Here is a 16025-nt window from a genome sequence, read left to right as displayed (position 1 = left end):
AAATAAAAAACCCGTATAAGGGTTTTTTATTTTATAACCATGTTTCTCTATATCATAATCTTTACGTATTATTTCGTTTGATTATTCATGGCTTTCATCATTTGATTGATTTTCTTTTGAGAAGGTTTCATTCCCATTTGCATCATCATCATGCGTAACATTTGTTCATTAATAGGCGGATTCTTTTTCAGGTAGCTCATCATATATTTACGAGCAATAAAAAACCCGAGTGCAACACCTATGAGCAATGCAACAACGCCCACTAGGATGCCAACCCATAAAGTCATTTTATTTCCTCCTTCATGTTGTCTAGTTTAAAGTGTACTAAACCAAAAGCTATTATACAACATTTACATCTCTTTTTCTTCGGTTTTAGACAAAATTTCTTTCTTTCACCGGATTTAGCCATCCGTAACGCTTCGAATTGAAATCCATTGCTAAAAAGCAAGGGCTTACTTTTCTTAACACTTCAAAGAATATCGTTTCTGCCTCGTAATCTCCCGAAGCTACAATTTCTATCATGTGCTCCTTCATCATAAACGTCGCGTGGCCTTTTGCTTTCGGCAAAGCTATTCTATAAATATAATCCAGCTGCCTGTAATCCGTCTTGTTTAAATTCATTTTTAACCGCTGATGCATATGTAAAATCGGGATTGGTTGTGTAATATATTGAATCTGTTTCTCTGTCATTTCATACTGCTGCTTTTCAAGGCTTGTCCAATGATAGTCTTGAAACAGCTCAAACATAACCGATTCCCGGCCGAAATAGTGATTGGCAAATTCCTCTTTGATCAGGTACGTATAGTAGTGACGTTCCATCTTTTCATCCCCTTTTCCAGCAGCATTTCATTTGCTCTCTATTATACAAAAGAAGAAAAGAAAGAATTGTCTATTACTGTTAAACAGCCAATACTATTTTTGTCGGATAAACAAGAAAAAGAGGATGATTTGACCCATCCTCTTTCAAAAGCTTACTTATTGATTAATGCCTTAACTCGATTCACTACGTTCGGAACTGAGAAGCCGTATTCGTTAATGATGGTTTCACCTGGAGCAGATGCACCGAATCGGTCTATGCCGAGAACGTCACCTTCAAGCCCCGTGTATTTGCCCCATCCAAATGATGAGCCCATTTCAATTGCAAGACGTTTTTTCACATCTGCAGGAAGGACTTCGTTTTTGTATTCATCAGATTGTTTCTCAAAACGGTCCATTGAAGGCATGCTGACAACAGAAACATCGATATTTTCTTTTGCCAATTCAGCCTGCGCTTCAATTGCAAGACCTACCTCTGATCCGGAAGCGATGAGAAGAGCGTCAGGTGTTTCGTTTTTAGATTTAGAAACGACATATGCACCTTTTTCTACTCCTGCCAATGCTTCTTCAGATGTTTGATCGATGGTAGGAAGGTTTTGACGTGTAAGCACTAGCGCTGTTGGGTGGTCAGTGCTTTGCACTGCAAGCTTCCATGCTGCTGCTGTCTCATTGCCGTCTGCTGGACGGATCAAAGAAAGGTTAGGCATCGCACGGAGTGAAGCAAGCTGTTCAACAGGCTCGTGCGTCGGACCGTCTTCACCTACCGCAATACTGTCATGTGTGAAGACATATGTCACAGGTAGGCCCATTAACGCTGCAAGGCGAATCGCAGGACGCAGGTAATCAGAGAAGACAAAGAAAGTTCCGCCGAATACACGAAGACCGCCATGAAGCGCCATACCGTTTAAGGCTGCACCCATCGCAAATTCACGTACACCAAACCAGAAGTTTTTGCCTGAGTAATCAACCGCTGTAAAATCACCGGCATTTTTAATAGTCGTTTTGTTCGATCCCGCTAGGTCAGCAGAACCTCCGACAAAGAAAGGAATTTTTTTCGCAAGTCCGTTGAGAACTTCACCGGAAGATGCACGGGATGCCAGGCTGCTTCCTTTTTCATACACAGGAACCTCTTGATCCCAGTCCTTCGGAAGCTCTCCTTTGATTGCCAGTTCAAGCTGTTCAGCAAGTTCAGGATAAACTTCTTTATATTTAGCGAATTGAGCATTCCATTCTTGTTCTTTTTTCTCACCTGATTCTTTAACAGCTGCAGCGAAATGCTCATAAACTTCTGACGGAACGTAGAAGTCTTCTTCATACGTCCACGCGTAAGCTTCTTTTGTTAATTTGCTTTCCTCTTTACCAAGCGGCGCACCGTGAACACCGGATGTACCGGCACGGTTAGGTGAACCGAATCCGATTGTCGTTTTCACTTCAATTAATGTAGGTTTCTTTTCATTTTGGCGTGCTTTTTCGATAGCCGCTGTTAATTCTTCAATATTGTTTCCATCCTCAACATAAAGAACTTCCCAATTCATTGCTTCAAAACGCTGTTTCACGTTTTCAGAGAATGAACGGTCGAGGTCTCCATCAAGAGAGATATCATTAGAATCGTATAGAACGATCAGACGGCCAAGCTGAAGATGGCCTGCGAGTGAAGCGGCTTCAGAAGAAATACCTTCCATTAAATCACCATCACCGCAAATACTGTATGTATAATGATCGACTACGTTAAATGAATCGCGGTTGTATGTTTCCGCTAAATGGCGTTCAGCAATTGCCATACCGACTGCCATGGCAATTCCTTGGCCAAGCGGTCCTGTTGTAGCATCAACACCGGCAGTATGTCCGAATTCCGGGTGTCCAGGTGTTTTGCTGCCCCACTGGCGGAATCCCTTAAGATCTTCAATACTAAGATCAAACCCGCTTAAATGAAGCATGCTGTATAATAGTGCTGACCCGTGTCCAGCAGATAAAACAAAACGGTCACGGTTAAACCAGCCAGGGTTTGCCGGACTTACGTTCATAAATTTTGTCCACAGCGTGTATGCCATTGGAGCGGCTCCCATCGGCATCCCTGGGTGACCAGAATTTGCTTTTTCAATAGCGTCTATTGACAGTGTGCGAATGGTAGCAACTGATTTCTTTTCAATTGTATCCATAAAAATCCCCTTCCTTATGTGTTGTACCCTTACATCATAAATGTCTGACGACTTTTTCTCAACTGTTTCAGCTTAAATTTGAGAGAAACTTGTTGAATTTTGTCACATAAGAGTTTTGATTATAGTATATGCAAAAGAGGAATACGATATTGCCGTATTCCTCTTATATTAGTGAAGTTTGTTATTTCTTTGTTCTCTTTTTAGCTTTTCCGGTGTTACATCATTGCCTTCTGGGTCAATGATTTTCACACTTTTTAACGTGTTCTTCATAGAAGAACGAAAACCTTTCAAGTACTCTTGACGGAGCTTTTGCTGTTCGGCTTTTTCTTCTTCTGTAATAACGCCAGCTTTAGCTTTGGCGGCAAGCTCATTAATTCTGGCAATTTTCGCGTTTGAAATCATGTTAAACTCCTTTATTGCATTTTGTCTATATAGTACTAGATCAAAAAAAGTTTTACAACTGATTCACTCTGCTGTCTCTTCATTCTCTATGTATTCCTGAAAACGCCGGTGAACGGTTGCTTTAGAGACATCATAGCCAAACCCTCTTAGGGTAGCCGCGATTTCAGCAAACGTCAGTTTATTCGCTCTTAGGCGGACGATCTCAGAGATTGGCACCTCTATTTTTTCTTTTCCACTGTTCTCATGTTGGTTTTTTAAGTTTTTTTGCGGTTTAAAACCGTTTTTTACTGCACGCTTCATTCCCCGTCTGATTTTCATGTTGTGAATCTTTCGCTGATACTCTTCCACAATGCTGACGATTTCCAAGACCATTGAGTCAGCCTCCGATAACTCCAGTTCACCTCTGTGAGCCGTTGTATAGACTTTCACACCTTCTCTGTAAATACAATGAAGCAGTGCGATTTTTGCGTTTCCCCGCCCGAGCCTTGTCTCGTCTTGAACCAAAATGACATCAATTCCAGCGTTCTTAATCTCATCAAGCAGCTCAAATACACCATCCCGATCCATTTCATATCCGCTGGCTTTTTCTGAAATCACTTTGACCACTTCCATGCCGTTCTCCGCTGCAATGGCCGTAAGCTCCTCCTCCTGCCGCTTTAATGACGTTTCCTGCTGTTCTTTATTTGTGCTTACACGGGCATAAATGAGTGCTTTCATTTTATCTCTCTTTCCTCTCTATCTTACAGTTGCCAATTCATATGCATCCTGATGCTTCTTTTTCAATGGGATCACTAACTCATCACCCGGCTGGATATCAGATGTCTGTAGTTGATTTTTATCAGCTACCCATTCAATAAAATCATTTTTGTTTATCTTTTTTGTATCTGCTACCTGATCAGCAATTGACCAAAGTGTGTCGCCTTGCTGGACTTCTATTTTAACATACTGATTAAGCTCCTGGCCGCTGCTTGTATATGACAGCATAAGGATAACCGCGCTCAAAATCACTGTGAACAGACCGACAAAAATAATAGATTCTTTACTCATGATCATAACCTCCAACAGGAATGTTTGTTCGCATTTTTATAATTTCAGTATATACGAACAAACGTTTCTGTCAATTGTTTTTTCGAACCTATGTTTGTACTGTAAGGAAAATCATGCTATAATCTTCTTAAAATCGACGTTTTGAGGTGCGAAAAATGACGAAGCTATCAAAAAGGCAACTTGATATCCTCCGTTTTATTAAAGCAGAGGTTAAATCAAAAGGATATCCGCCTTCCGTTAGAGAGATCGGAGAGGCTGTCGGGCTTGCGTCCAGCTCTACTGTCCACGGCCATTTGGCCCGCTTGGAAACAAAAGGACTGATCAGACGGGATCCGACAAAACCAAGAGCAATAGAAATTCTTGATGAAGAAGTAGACATTCCGCAAAGCCAGGTCGTTAATGTACCGGTCATCGGGAAAGTCACGGCGGGATCTCCTATTACAGCAGTAGAAAATATTGAAGAATATTTTCCGCTCCCTGACCGCATGGTTCCTCCAGACGAGCATGTATTTATGCTGGAGATTATGGGAGACAGTATGATAGATGCCGGTATTCTCGATAAGGACTATGTCATCGTTAAACAGCAAAACACAGCGAACAATGGGGAAATTGTAGTTGCGATGACAGAAGATGATGAAGCAACTGTAAAACGATTCTATAAAGAGGATACCCACATTCGCTTGCAGCCTGAGAACCCAACGATGGAACCTATCATTTTGCAGAATGTCAGCATTCTAGGGAAAGTGATTGGCGTGTTCAGAACCGTCCATTAATCTATTGATCTATCAGATGCATGAAATAACCCCCTCTTCCTTTACGGAGAGGGGGTTTGTTGTTCAAAAAAAGCAGGCTCGCCCTGACTTTTGGGTGCGAGCCTGAATAGGAGGAAAAAGAACATCATGTTTACACCATAATTATCCACCAAAAGATTGTTGAAGTCAAGAAATTTTCTTTCCTTCAGGAAACTTTTATCAAAATATGAACGTTTAGAATATTAGACGCTATCTTCTTAAAAACGTTTCATTTTTTAGGTCGTGGAAGGATGCGGTTTCATATTTATTAAGGGGCGAGGCAATTGAAATATACTGAAAATTTAGTACACAGTTTAATTAGTTCATGTTTCTGTTAAAACAGCTCGCTTTCTTCATATAAAATGTAATGTGTATTTCAATTTCACCTTCACCCAATCACTTGTGCAGTTCAAAAGATATGGCATCGTTGAACAAGTCGGGTAGAAACCTTCCCCAAACATAAAGTCTCCACCAACACCCTTCTTTCAATTAAACCTTATATGAAATATTGTTGTGATATCAAAAGGCCGTTTCATCATAAAAGTGCATATGCGTTTTTTCTTGTTTGTAATATCGAAGCCTGTCTTGAAGGGTCCCGGTATGAAATTCAAATTTGTGGCCGTCAGGGTCGGTAAAATAAATTGATTTTCGATCGCGTTCATCTCGTTCTCTGCCAGGCAGAATATTGACATGAAGTCTTTTTAATTTAGCTGACACCTCCTCAAATTCATGATCTTCAATTGTAAAAGCAATATGGGTATAAGAAAGCTTAATGTCATTTCTCGGGATGTCTGGTTCTTCATTAAGAGCTAGCCAGATGCCGTTCATATCAAAATATGCAGTTGTTCTTCCCTTTACCAATAGCTTTGCACCAAACACTTTTTGATAAAAATCAATCGATGTATCCAAATGCGAAACTGAAAATAGCAAGTGATTGATTCCTTTTATCTCCACAAATCATTCCCCCCTTGAAAGCTGATCATCCACATATACGACTTTTTCATAAGAAAGTTTTATACAGCTGAAAAAAATACCAGTGTAAACAACAACGGACTGTTTAAAATAGTAACATGACCATTATGAATGGTTTTGAATTGCATTATTTATCATTTGTTTACGCCCAAGAATTTTCTTCAAAAAATAACAATTTAGGTGGTCAAATGAAACATATCATTGCGCTTGCTTCAAAGATTGCTTTCACTCTCGCCCTTTTATATGTGATTTTGGACAGAGTCTATCACGCATCCTTTTTAAGTGTGATGTTTATTGCACTTTTCTTAGGTTTTGTTTCCTATCTTTCTGGTGACATGCTCGTCTTACCCAGAACAAACAATATTACAGCTTCATTGGCTGACTTTGGCCTTTCATTCGTTATTCTTTGGGTATTTGTTTTAACCCAAACAAGAAACGATTTCTCACCATTTGGAGCAGCTCTCCTTTCTGCTGCCTGTCTTACTGTTTTTGAATACTTTTTTCATCGGTATTTACTGAAAAATGTGCTTGATGAAAATTTCCGAAATGAACTGTCAGCGAGAGATAACACGTTGCAGTATCAAACGGAAGCCGCGGACGAGCTGTTTCCCGAAACGAATGAGAAGCATAAAGAATAGGAGGCTGTCTTATCGCCTCCTATTTTTCAGTAGCTATTTTTGAGAAAACGGAACATTACTTCTGTAAACTCATAAAACCTCTCATTTTGAGTAACAGCTCTGCTTTTTAAAGAAAAGATGCCGAACAAAGACTTTCGAAAGCCAGTGCTCATTTCTATCTGGATACTTAAACCTGTTTTTGATTTATTTGCAATGTTATTCGGACTAACGCCCGCATGCGGATGGTCCGTATTGAGCAATACAGCAGGAAAACCGGCATGCTGCAATTTCTCAACTAAATCTGCCGCTCTTACGCGATCTGTACCGCCGACTTCGATCTGCTGATCTTCTTCTGCGTACCCGTGTAATGAAATGACATATCCATGATTCCCCGTCATTTTAAGGGCCCGAGGTTCATCAAAGTGCGTGCTCGTAATGTGCAGGACTGAGTTTCCTGTCGATTTTAAGCCTTCAAATAAATACATCGAGTACTCTTTGCTGAGCTCTCTCGCTACTTCACTTGTCCCGCCTTCAATACCTCCTCCGTGAATAGCTAAAACAAGAACAGGGCTTCCGGTTTCTTTCGTAACAATGTCGTAATCAGAAGGATCTTCATTGTTTTTTAATTCCTCAAAATTCTGATATACATCTTCAGCATAAATTGAAGAAATCGGAGTAAACACCATAAAAATAAACAATAATTTTACAATTTTAATAGTTGATGGAAAACGTTTGGCTATGTTACAATCAACATGCTTCAAGGAATGGAGCAAACGGCGGAGCAGGGATACTTTGGCCGGTTTCATCTACTCCGCCTCTAAATCCAAATCAACAGGATGTAGGTCTCTTTGAGGCTTTAGCACGAATTCTCTCGTCCTCCTTGTTAAATTTTTGTTAAATTCACAATATTATATACCATTAGCCCGGGCGCTGTTCTTCTCATTTTTGAATTTATGAAAAGTAAGCTGGCACCCACCTCCCCCATTTCCATACAAAACAAAAATGCACCTGCCCTTTGGCCTGTGCATTTTTTATTTTCTCTTCATTCTTCGTTTTTTTGCTTGATTTAATTTCAAGATGTTTTTTTCAATTTTTCTTATGTTTCGCCTTTGCGGGATTGTTTTCATTTCATAATAAACAGAAATAAACCCGCTTACTGTCACTGCTGCAATATAAAGGGCGCGCTGTTTGATCATCCGGTCAGCGTGTCCATGATCATTCGCTTCTTTTTCCAGCCTTTCGATCACAGTTTTATCAAACAGCTGATCGACATACACTTGTTTCATTCCCACTGCAAACCCCACAGCCAGCCAAAGAATCAGAAATAAACTGATATAAAACACCATAAACCCTTCCTTTCCTGTCTTGATGCGGCGCAGAATTTTTTTAAAACAGTTCATCTATTACAACTGGCAGACGAAGCTTCTTCTTTGTGTTAGGTTCTTTCAATAGGCTGGTTAATATGTGTAATGCTGTAATGAACAGTTAGAAATTTTATTCCGAACAGCCACATATGATGAACAGCGGTTAATTTGTTGTCATGTGCAGCTTCTATCAGAAAGGTTTCAGATAAAGGAAGCGGACAAGTTCCCGCTCTTGTTTGCAGATAAATTCCCTCATCCCCCGCTCTGCTTTTTCTCCGCCTGCTTGTTAAAACCAGCTTCTCCTGATGATGATATGGTTTTAAAATACCTGTCATGCTGCTGAATGGAAGTGGTAAAGAAATATTCATATACCCCTCTCCATTTGAACGATACACTGAATAAAGAGCGGTAAAAATGGTTTCGTTTTTTTCATTTGTTCTAATCCAGGCACGTACTCTTTCCCTTCCGTCTTTTTTAGAATGAACACCTCTTATCTTGCTGTACATCCTATACCAGTCAGGGTTCGTCGAAAGATGTATTTGGCCGATTCTTCTGCTGAACCATTCGTAAATAATTGCAAGCGGCCGAAACCACGTGCTCCATGTTACTTTTGCTTTAATATTGTATTCGATGGTTTGTTCATAAAACGAAAGAATGAGCGGCGCCAGTTTTTCTGGTGAAAAATCTTTTGAACGCAGGCTGCCCATATCATCCACAAGTCCGCTGTACCGAGCGTTATTTTCAGCTTGAATGCTAGCTAAAAATTCTTCTCCAATCTTTCTTTTTCCGTAGATACGGCTGAATGTCTTTACACTGTCTGCATCAAAAGACTTCGGATCCTCTATTCTCCACCCTATGAGAGCGGGCAAGATAACACCAAACGCGTTGACAAAACCGTGAATCCAAATCATCTGATTGATGGTCAATGTAACTTCTTGCCGAAATACACCAAATGAATAAATCATCGAGAAAGCAATCGTTATCATTAAAACAGCGGAAGAAAGCCGAATAAGAAATGTCCCCGTCTTGGTGCGAAAAGCTGCCGTGAACACCAAAAATGCATGAAGATAAATCGCCGCCATATAAATGCTAACCGCAATGACATCAAGTGTTTTTGAATATGTGATGCCCAGTGCGATAAGAAGGGGTGAAAGCAAAATCACCCATGTTATCCAACTATACAACATCCGATGTTTTCTAATGGTTCTGCCGAGTAATCCGTTGAAGATCGGGATCAGAAAAGCAGAATAGTGAAAGTGGACAGCAGTAAGCAAAATGATGAGAGGGCCAAATTGCATGATCTGCAAATGGGCAGCATAAGCAAAAAACCAAAATCCTCCTCCCGCCAAATAAATAAGACCGAACAAAGCTGATGTCTCTTCGATTCTATGTATCTTTGTTTCCCAAAGGCGGAGGATCGCATACAATGCAATAAAAACTGTGTACATCCACCAGATAAGTGCGAAACCCCCAACCTCCGTCACTAGAGCCAGCGCCGCAAAGAATGCGGCTGCCGGATACCACTGGATTAGCCCATATTCCATAAACTGAGCAGCACGAACCGGAGATTGACGAAAAACAAAAGGAAAAATTCCCGGCACGAAAAATAGAATGGATAACAAAACGAGTGCCTCTGCCACTGAAATATCCGGTGCTTCCGCTGCAAGAAATCCAATAAAACAAAGCGCACTGACTATGCCATTTCGTTTCATAATTCTCTCTCTTCCTCCTGAAACGTTCCTTTATAAAAGAAAAGAGTGCCAAGAATTGTATTTTGCACATGCACTTCAATGGTGAAACAATTCTTTTTTTCATCAAACGTTTCGCAAACTACGGATGTACCGGTCAGCCATTTCGGCAACGGGATTCTTTTTCCAAATATCAATAGCCATTGCTTTCCCGATGTGATCGTAAGAGAGCCGTCATGAGATGCCTCGAACGTCAAAACAGACAGCAGCAGATGAGGTTTGCCGAAGAAATCAAGTATTCTATTTTCTTTCTCGTCATATATCATTATCGCGTCAAAGAAACGTTTTTTGCCTTTAAAGAAAAATGTACGATTCCATTCTATTCCTGTATGTTGCGATTTCAAAAGACAAGTTCTATTTTGTATTGTAAATGGAATGTCTTTGCCTCTTTCTGAAAAGAAGCATCTGAAAAAAACACCCAGCTTTAACAGCATTCTAACCAGAAAAGAGCCTCCGCTTATTTCTGACATCGTTCCCGTCCCGCTGAATGTTTGAGACCCGTCTAATTGGTACCGTTTCTGCAGCTTGGGATGCAGCAAATGATAGTTAATAATTGATTTTTCATAAATCGAACTCACAATGTCACTTCTTTCTCTTTCGTTTTGTGCGCTTGGCACTGGGGAGCTGCAGGCTAAGAGCGCCGCTTGCTGCGGAAAGCACACTCAACAGAACCCACATGAATATTTCGGAACCTAGACAAGCAAACCCCGCAAGGATACAAGCCTGGACACCATGAATGATCCATTTTCTTTTTAAAGGAAGCAGCCACAAAATAGCTAAGCCTATCTCCGCTGTTCCTGCCAATATGCTTGTCTCAACACCTGCAAAGCCTTGATAGAACCAAAACAGGCTGAAAAACAGACACATGAACACATAGATGATAGCGGATCGAATGAAGCGCTTCGGATGTTTATTTTGCTCAACCCAAAGCCTTAATGCATCAAAGCTCCAGGCAGTCGCCCAGCCAAGCAGCGGCCGAAATAATAAACGATCGATCCATCTTCCCGGCAGTCCGTAGGCTGTTTTGTATTGGTACTGTGTTAAAAACGTCATTTTCCCATTTTCTCTCTGTATATACTTCCAGTAGCCGCTTCCATGCCGAATCAGAGATAATGGATGATCAGAGCCAAAAGCCAGTGAAGAAGACCTTTCAGATGAACATTTGTTGAAAACACCGACGGTTTCTCCAGTACCTGACACCTTTAATCCAAAGCCTATTTTTGTTTCGTAAAGAAACTTCTGTTTTTCGCATGGTTGTCTATTCAAATACGTAATATTTGAAAACCGGAGATCCCATTCCTTATGCAGTGATGGGTTTTGTGTATATTCCCAGAGTGTATCCAGATCAGATTTCATTTCGATTTCTACATAAATCGGTTTCTGCCTCACAGCCCCTCCTCCCTTCTATTTCAAGCAATTCCTATATTAGCATATTGGTCCATTTGAAAAGTATATATCTCTCCAAAAAAGTATCGTTATCCTAAAAAATGCATAAAAAAGAGAAGAGAGGTTTCCTTCTCTTCCTTGGGATTCATTACTGAGTTTTAACCGTGCCGTAATGAGTAATTGTGACGTTCACACTGTATGTGATGTCGGCTTTACTGAAAGTGTCATCCCAGTTATTTTTCACCCTTTTCCATAAGTGAGGATATGTAAGTCTTAAAGATTCATCAAAACCCGCAACATCTGCTTTATAATCATGCTGAATTTTTTTTAATACCTGACCAACTATTTTCTTTACCTCGTTTTCAATAGTCGTTTCGAGACGATCTATAAACTGGGTGTCCAACGCCTCTTTTGTGTTCCAGTTTTCAACCAAATCGCCTTCTGATTCAATATCGACATGGAATGAAATATCCGTCCCTTTTACGATTGGCTGAATTTTGCTTTTGATTTTATTGATATCGTACGCTAACGTCTGTTGGCTCTTTTTATCATGACTTTTGACAACCCCGCCTTTTCCTTCCCCTCTAATCCATGTAATCCCCTCAGTTTCATATTCATTTAAAGTGCCTATCATTTTTTTCGATTTTCCGTTGATTACAGCTGCTCCGGAATACTTGACCGCTCCATTCGCCGCAACCACATTTTGCAGTAAAAAGCTGCTGCCAGAATGCAGTTTTCCAATTAGTTTCGCGAGTGTCATAGGGGAGAGAATTCTGGAAACTTTATGTTCATTTTCACCTAGTCCAATCAGCCGAAATGCCGGAATTTCTCCGTTCTCTTTCAGCTGGAGAGCTTCTCTTGCTTCCCCTTTAGCAGATAAAACAAGACAGCTCAGCCTGATTTCATTATCACGAAAAAATTGATCCAGCATTTCGTCGATAGGAAATGTGTGCAGCACATCTTCACTCATGACAACAACTTTTAAATGCGGGCTAAACACTTCTCGGTCCCGTCTTAATGCAACCTCACTTCCGATCTGCTGTAATGAATCCCCTGTTTCACTTATATTAATATACGCTTTTTGCGCTCCTTGTCCGCTACCGCCTCCCCCGCTTGTGCCCGCGCCTGCCGCTTTTTCATTAACAAATTGATAGGTCAGCGTAATGTTGTCTTTTTTCGGATAGCTCCCGCCCTCTTCTTTTAACTCTTTTTCAGTGTTCGTTTCTTTTCCTTTATCAATTGCGATAGCGAATGTGAGACCCAGATCTTCTATTTCCCGACTGCTCCAGCATCCTGTTACGCAAATCATCAGCAGACATACTATGACCATAGCAGGCAATTGACGTTTTAGTTTACTTTTCACCTCTTTTCCTCCATTTCGAAATGACTAACAGCAAAATTGGCAAAGCGCCAAATATATACAAAGCGATATGACTGACCGTATCGCCCAATATAAAGACGTCATTTTCATTTTTCGGCATGCAAGAGAGGATATAAATAACAGGAAGCAGCCCAAACATACATGAAAGGGGTTTCTTTTTAAAAACTTGTGAGACTCCCAGGGAAGCTGCATAAAAAGTGATAATAAACGTGGCAAAAAGCTGCATAATCCAAATCACAAGCAGAAATGATTCAAACCGTTCAAATATTAAACCAGGTATTTCAAAACTTCTCATCAGGTCAAGCCCCGGCCATGTTCTCGTCACAACTCCCTCAACTGATAGTGCACCGATGACCATAATCATCGTAATCATATAAAAACTGGTCACAACACCTGTCCCGATCACAACTGCTTTCACCGCATTTTTCGGCTTTTTCATAAATGCTACTAAAATGAACATAATTTCTGAACATGTAAATGAAAGGTTCGTTGTCTTTACTCCTCTAAGAACCGGCATGATTCCATCACCTAATACAGGGCGCAAATTGTTGATCTCAAATATGCCTAAACTCATGAGGGCTATCGTTAAAAAGATGATGACCGTAATCGGAAAAATCATTTCAAAAAGCCGTGCAATCGGATCTAGGCCTTGTGTAATTGAATAAAGCCCAATCCAAAGAACTGTCATAATGATGGCCCAAGACGGTGTCCCTTCGAGGAGAAAAAAATCCACGATTTCGGACATGACTCTGACTTCAAATGCACCGAGTGCCAGAAAATAAGTAATAAAAACAATACTGATCAAATGCCCGAGCCATTTTCCTACAATATGTCGGGAGTATTCATAAAAGGTCTCCTTAGGATACTGCTGGCTTAATTTGACTATAATCATCCCGGCTATAACTGCTATGACCCCGCCTAATAAAACTGAAATCCATCCATCAGGAGATTGTGTTTGTTCTGTTACTGTCCGAGGGAGCGTAAGAACTCCGGCAGCAAGCATATAATTAATGATGATAATCGTTGCCTGAGCGGTTGTGATTTTACTGGTTGGGCTGAACATGAGACTTTATCACCATCCTGTCGAGTTCATCACTTCACCCGTTTTGTATTATCTGTATTCATCATTTTAGGCCGGCGCTTCATGACTAAAAGAGGCATTCTGATAACAAAGTCTTTCCAATCTTTTAAGTGATAGGGCACTGCCGGACTTGCGTATGGCACACCAAAGCTCTTTAGCTTTACGACATGGCTGCTTAGCAGCAGATAATACATAATGACTCCAAACAATCCAAACACCGCCGCACAAAACATCGCGCCAAACCGAAGCATCCGAAGTGCTATACCTGTGCTATAATGCGGGATGGCAAATGAAGAAATTGCTGTGAGCGCAACAACAATGACCATGATTGGACTGACAATCCCCGCCTGCACAGCTGCTTCCCCGATGATTAATCCGCCAACTATGCCAATTGCGGGTCCAATCGGTTTTGGCAGACGAAGCCCCGCTTCTCTTAAAATTTCGATCGCGACTTCCATAAATAAGGCTTCAATGAGGGATGGGAACGGAACACCCTGGCGCGTCCCGGAAATTGAAATCGCCAGCTTGGTCGGAATTAACCCAGGATGAAAAGAAATAAATGATATATATAAAGCGGGTGCGAATAACGTTATCATTGCTGCGATGAACCTCAGCAATCTGATGAGCGAGCTCGGGAACCACCGTTCATAATAATCTTCAGGCGATTGAAGCATCATGCTGAAAGTGACTGGAACAATCAAAGCAAACGGAGTGCCGTCAAGCAGAATGGCTACTCTTCCTTCCATTAATCCGCTTATGACGCGATCAGGACGTTCTGTACTCTGTACTTGCGGGAACGGGCTCAAATAATTATCCTCAATTAACTGTTCAACGTAGCCTGACTCCGGCAAATGATCGATCTCAATCCCTCTCACTCTTTTTCTTACTTCCTCGACTACTTTTGGATCTGCAATGTCATTCATATAAGCGATAATTAAATCCTTTTTTAATCGTGTTCCTACCTCAAACCTTTGCAATGTTAATTGATCATTTTTTCCTTGCTGTCTCAAAAGAGCTGTATTCGTACTCAACTCTTCTGTAAAGCCTGTGCGCGGCCCTCTGACAAGCGCTTCTGAAAGCGGCTCCTCGATACTTCGATTTTGTTTTTTTACAGTTCCCAGAAGAAAGGCCTGCGGTATTCCATCGATGAGAAGCGCTGTCGAGCCCATGAAAACATTCAACACGATATCACTGATTTTCTCTGATTCTATGACATCACCGATTGATACGATTTGATTTTTTATCTGTTTCGTGGTTAAAATGCCTTTGCCGGATTGAGAAATTTCATCGCTTACCTGATTAGGTTGATTCATGACTAACAGTGATAGTCCTTTACTAATCAAATCCTGATCAGACAGTCCTTCAACAAAGATCAATGCCGCTTTCACATGTAAATGAGTGATTTCAAGCTCACGGAAGTGAACGTCCCCGTTATGTCCTATTTTTCTTTTTACATGTTCTAAATCGTATCCGATGTTACCGGTTAACACATCCTGATCCTGCTTTTCAGCTGTCGAATAATCTGATTTATGCTGCTTCTGTGTTTTGTACTGATTGCTCCGCCACCTCATCATTGCACCTTCTTATACATGAATCCAAGTAAACACTTTATAGATTACATATGGAACGAGAAATACTACTAACGCTTGAAACCACACATTCCAATCAGTAAGTGTTGATATCATGTTATCCATCTGTCATTTCCCCTCTCTCTAATAGGATTATTTTTCCCGTATACCTATTTTTTATGTTCGTCTTTTTTCTCAATAAAAAAAGCATGATGAACATTTCATCATGCTTTTAAAGAAATCAACCTGACCATTTTGCATAATTAACACAAAATGAGCCTTTTAGCAGTCTGGGAAAACTAAAATTCCAGCTTGAAGCTTTCTGCCTGATCTGAAACTTCCACAGGAATCCCCATTATCGTTTTCGGTTTGGAAACATAAACAAAGCGCATTTCTTCCTCTAATTGCTGAAACGCTTTTTCACTAACTATAATTCTGGCCGGCTTCCCTGGACTGTTATCAATGGCTGCTTTGATTTTTCCAAGCATAAAAAACCTCCTGTTTTAGAAAATGGCTCATTTACTATTAAAACAAAAATCGCAAAATAAATTGGCTGAACAGGAATTCCAGTTCAAACATAACAGTTGCGGCTGAGCAAACAAGCATGAAAGAAATGACAACATACACATCTCTCTCTTTCTCGTGCATGCAGAATTCTCCCATTTACAGATCAGACTGGCGACTGATACGCTG

The 16025-nt window shown here is 40.7% G+C and carries 19 protein-coding genes and 1 pseudogene; 2 read left to right on the top strand and 18 right to left on the bottom strand.

Annotated elements, in window-relative coordinates:
* Positions 1-68: 68 nt before the first annotated feature.
* The 6 genes from MHH79_RS09675 to yneA all read right to left on the bottom strand — a co-directional run bounded on the left by MHH79_RS09675 (position 69) and on the right by yneA (position 4430).
* Entirely contained in the window at positions 69-287 is a 219-nt protein-coding gene (locus MHH79_RS09675; RefSeq protein ID WP_003221221.1) for a YneF family protein, read from the bottom strand.
* An 85-nt stretch (positions 288-372) separates the two neighbouring features.
* A complete protein-coding gene (gene sirA / locus MHH79_RS09670; protein ID WP_003231591.1) occupies positions 373-819 on the bottom strand; it encodes a sporulation inhibitor of replication protein SirA in 447 nt (148 codons plus the stop codon).
* A gap of 152 nt (positions 820-971) precedes the next feature.
* Positions 972-2975: a transketolase gene (gene tkt, locus MHH79_RS09665; RefSeq protein ID WP_003231593.1), complete on the bottom strand. Its 2004-nt coding sequence runs from the start codon at positions 2973-2975 to the stop codon at positions 972-974.
* Between the two features lie 168 nt (positions 2976-3143).
* Positions 3144-3377 (bottom strand): DUF896 domain-containing protein, encoded by a 234-nt coding sequence (locus MHH79_RS09660; protein ID WP_003231595.1) that lies wholly within the window; start codon positions 3375-3377, stop codon positions 3144-3146.
* 63 nt (positions 3378-3440) lie between these two features.
* The gene (locus tag MHH79_RS09655) at positions 3441-4094 is read right to left on the bottom strand and encodes a recombinase family protein (protein WP_015383764.1); all 654 of its coding nucleotides are present in this window, start codon (positions 4092-4094) and stop codon (positions 3441-3443) included.
* 18 nt (positions 4095-4112) lie between these two features.
* Positions 4113-4430, bottom strand: a complete 318-nt coding sequence (gene yneA / locus MHH79_RS09650) for a cell division suppressor protein YneA (RefSeq protein ID WP_003231598.1) — start codon at positions 4428-4430, stop codon at positions 4113-4115.
* A gap of 149 nt (positions 4431-4579) precedes the next feature.
* Here yneA and lexA point away from each other — a divergent pair, with 149 nt between their 5' ends.
* Entirely contained in the window at positions 4580-5197 is a 618-nt protein-coding gene (gene lexA, locus MHH79_RS09645) for a transcriptional repressor LexA (protein WP_003238209.1), read from the top strand.
* A 352-nt stretch (positions 5198-5549) separates the two neighbouring features.
* Here the strand turns inward: lexA and MHH79_RS09640 are convergent.
* Both MHH79_RS09640 and fosM read right to left on the bottom strand, forming a co-directional pair.
* Positions 5550-5826, bottom strand: a pseudogene (locus MHH79_RS09640) (hypothetical protein).
* Positions 5735-6169, bottom strand: a complete 435-nt coding sequence (fosM, locus tag MHH79_RS09635) for a FosM family fosfomycin resistance protein (RefSeq protein ID WP_024573196.1) — start codon at positions 6167-6169, stop codon at positions 5735-5737. Before fosM ends, MHH79_RS09640 begins: the two are co-directional and overlap by 92 nt.
* A gap of 206 nt (positions 6170-6375) precedes the next feature.
* On the opposite strand from fosM, the gene MHH79_RS09630 reads away from it, so the two are divergent.
* Positions 6376-6825 carry a YndM family protein gene (locus MHH79_RS09630; protein ID WP_015483284.1) on the top strand — a complete coding sequence of 150 codons (450 nt, stop codon included), beginning with the start codon at positions 6376-6378 and terminating at the stop codon, positions 6823-6825.
* Between the two features lie 26 nt (positions 6826-6851).
* On the opposite strand, the gene pghL is transcribed toward MHH79_RS09630, so the two are convergent.
* The 10 genes from pghL to MHH79_RS09580 all read right to left on the bottom strand — a co-directional run bounded on the left by pghL (position 6852) and on the right by MHH79_RS09580 (position 15980).
* Positions 6852-7610, bottom strand: coding sequence for a gamma-polyglutamate hydrolase PghL (pghL, locus tag MHH79_RS09625; RefSeq protein ID WP_340035114.1), 759 nt, complete (start codon positions 7608-7610; stop codon positions 6852-6854).
* Positions 7611-7835: 225 nt separating this feature from the next.
* Complete coding sequence (locus MHH79_RS09620; RefSeq protein ID WP_340035113.1) at positions 7836-8150, bottom strand: hypothetical protein; 315 nt, start codon at positions 8148-8150, stop codon at positions 7836-7838.
* Positions 8151-8239: 89 nt separating this feature from the next.
* A complete protein-coding gene (locus MHH79_RS09615) occupies positions 8240-9880 on the bottom strand; it encodes a YndJ family protein (protein WP_340035112.1) in 1641 nt (546 codons plus the stop codon).
* On the bottom strand, positions 9877-10494 hold the full coding sequence (locus tag MHH79_RS09610; protein WP_340035111.1) for a DUF4166 domain-containing protein: 618 nt from the start codon (positions 10492-10494) through the stop codon (positions 9877-9879). The genes MHH79_RS09615 and MHH79_RS09610 overlap by 4 nt, the downstream gene beginning before the upstream one ends.
* 4 nt (positions 10495-10498) lie before the next feature.
* Entirely contained in the window at positions 10499-11305 is an 807-nt protein-coding gene (locus tag MHH79_RS09605; protein ID WP_340035110.1) for a hypothetical protein, read from the bottom strand.
* Positions 11306-11450: 145 nt separating this feature from the next.
* The gene (locus MHH79_RS09600; RefSeq protein ID WP_340035109.1) at positions 11451-12665 is read right to left on the bottom strand and encodes a Ger(x)C family spore germination protein; all 1215 of its coding nucleotides are present in this window, start codon (positions 12663-12665) and stop codon (positions 11451-11453) included.
* Positions 12655-13746, bottom strand: coding sequence for a spore germination protein (locus MHH79_RS09595; protein WP_340035108.1), 1092 nt, complete (start codon positions 13744-13746; stop codon positions 12655-12657). The genes MHH79_RS09600 and MHH79_RS09595 overlap by 11 nt, the downstream gene beginning before the upstream one ends.
* Positions 13747-13775: 29 nt before the next feature.
* Entirely contained in the window at positions 13776-15338 is a 1563-nt protein-coding gene (locus MHH79_RS09590; protein WP_340035107.1) for a spore germination protein, read from the bottom strand.
* 293 nt (positions 15339-15631) lie between these two features.
* Positions 15632-15820, bottom strand: a complete 189-nt coding sequence (locus tag MHH79_RS09585; RefSeq protein ID WP_268749319.1) for a hypothetical protein — start codon at positions 15818-15820, stop codon at positions 15632-15634.
* A 37-nt stretch (positions 15821-15857) separates the two neighbouring features.
* The gene (locus MHH79_RS09580; protein WP_284675463.1) at positions 15858-15980 is read right to left on the bottom strand and encodes a hypothetical protein; all 123 of its coding nucleotides are present in this window, start codon (positions 15978-15980) and stop codon (positions 15858-15860) included.
* Between the last annotated feature and the right edge of the window lie 45 nt (positions 15981-16025).

It is taken from the genome of Bacillus sp. FSL K6-0993 (assembly GCF_037977205.1).
In the GTDB taxonomy this organism is placed as follows: Bacteria; Bacillota; Bacilli; order Bacillales; family Bacillaceae; genus Bacillus; species Bacillus subtilis.
Note: the sequence above shows the minus strand (reverse complement) of the source record. Positions and strands in the feature narration are given on the sequence as shown.

Bases quoted from the DNA above. Each gene is read 5' to 3' on its own strand.
- MHH79_RS09675 (WP_003221221.1), bottom strand. From the start codon at position 287: ATGACTTTATGGGTTGGCATCCTAGTGGGCGTTGTTGCATTGCTCATA.
- sirA (WP_003231591.1), bottom strand. From the start codon at position 819: ATGGAACGTCACTACTATACGTACCTGATCAAAGAGGAATTTGCCAAT.
- tkt (WP_003231593.1), bottom strand. From the start codon at position 2,975: ATGGATACAATTGAAAAGAAATCAGTTGCTACCATTCGCACACTGTCA.
- MHH79_RS09660 (WP_003231595.1), bottom strand. From the start codon at position 3,377: ATGATTTCAAACGCGAAAATTGCCAGAATTAATGAGCTTGCCGCCAAA.
- MHH79_RS09655 (WP_015383764.1), bottom strand. From the start codon at position 4,094: ATGAAAGCACTCATTTATGCCCGTGTAAGCACAAATAAAGAACAGCAG.
- yneA (WP_003231598.1), bottom strand. From the start codon at position 4,430: ATGATCATGAGTAAAGAATCTATTATTTTTGTCGGTCTGTTCACAGTG.
- lexA (WP_003238209.1), top strand. From the start codon at position 4,580: ATGACGAAGCTATCAAAAAGGCAACTTGATATCCTCCGTTTTATTAAA.
- MHH79_RS09630 (WP_015483284.1), top strand. From the start codon at position 6,376: ATGAAACATATCATTGCGCTTGCTTCAAAGATTGCTTTCACTCTCGCC.
- pghL (WP_340035114.1), bottom strand. From the start codon at position 7,610: ATGAAACCGGCCAAAGTATCCCTGCTCCGCCGTTTGCTCCATTCCTTG.
- MHH79_RS09620 (WP_340035113.1), bottom strand. From the start codon at position 8,150: ATGGTGTTTTATATCAGTTTATTTCTGATTCTTTGGCTGGCTGTGGGG.
- MHH79_RS09615 (WP_340035112.1), bottom strand. From the start codon at position 9,880: ATGAAACGAAATGGCATAGTCAGTGCGCTTTGTTTTATTGGATTTCTT.
- MHH79_RS09595 (WP_340035108.1), bottom strand. From the start codon at position 13,746: ATGTTCAGCCCAACCAGTAAAATCACAACCGCTCAGGCAACGATTATC.
- MHH79_RS09590 (WP_340035107.1), bottom strand. From the start codon at position 15,338: ATGATGAGGTGGCGGAGCAATCAGTACAAAACACAGAAGCAGCATAAA.
- MHH79_RS09585 (WP_268749319.1), bottom strand. From the start codon at position 15,820: ATGCTTGGAAAAATCAAAGCAGCCATTGATAACAGTCCAGGGAAGCCG.
- MHH79_RS09580 (WP_284675463.1), bottom strand. From the start codon at position 15,980: ATGCACGAGAAAGAGAGAGATGTGTATGTTGTCATTTCTTTCATGCTT.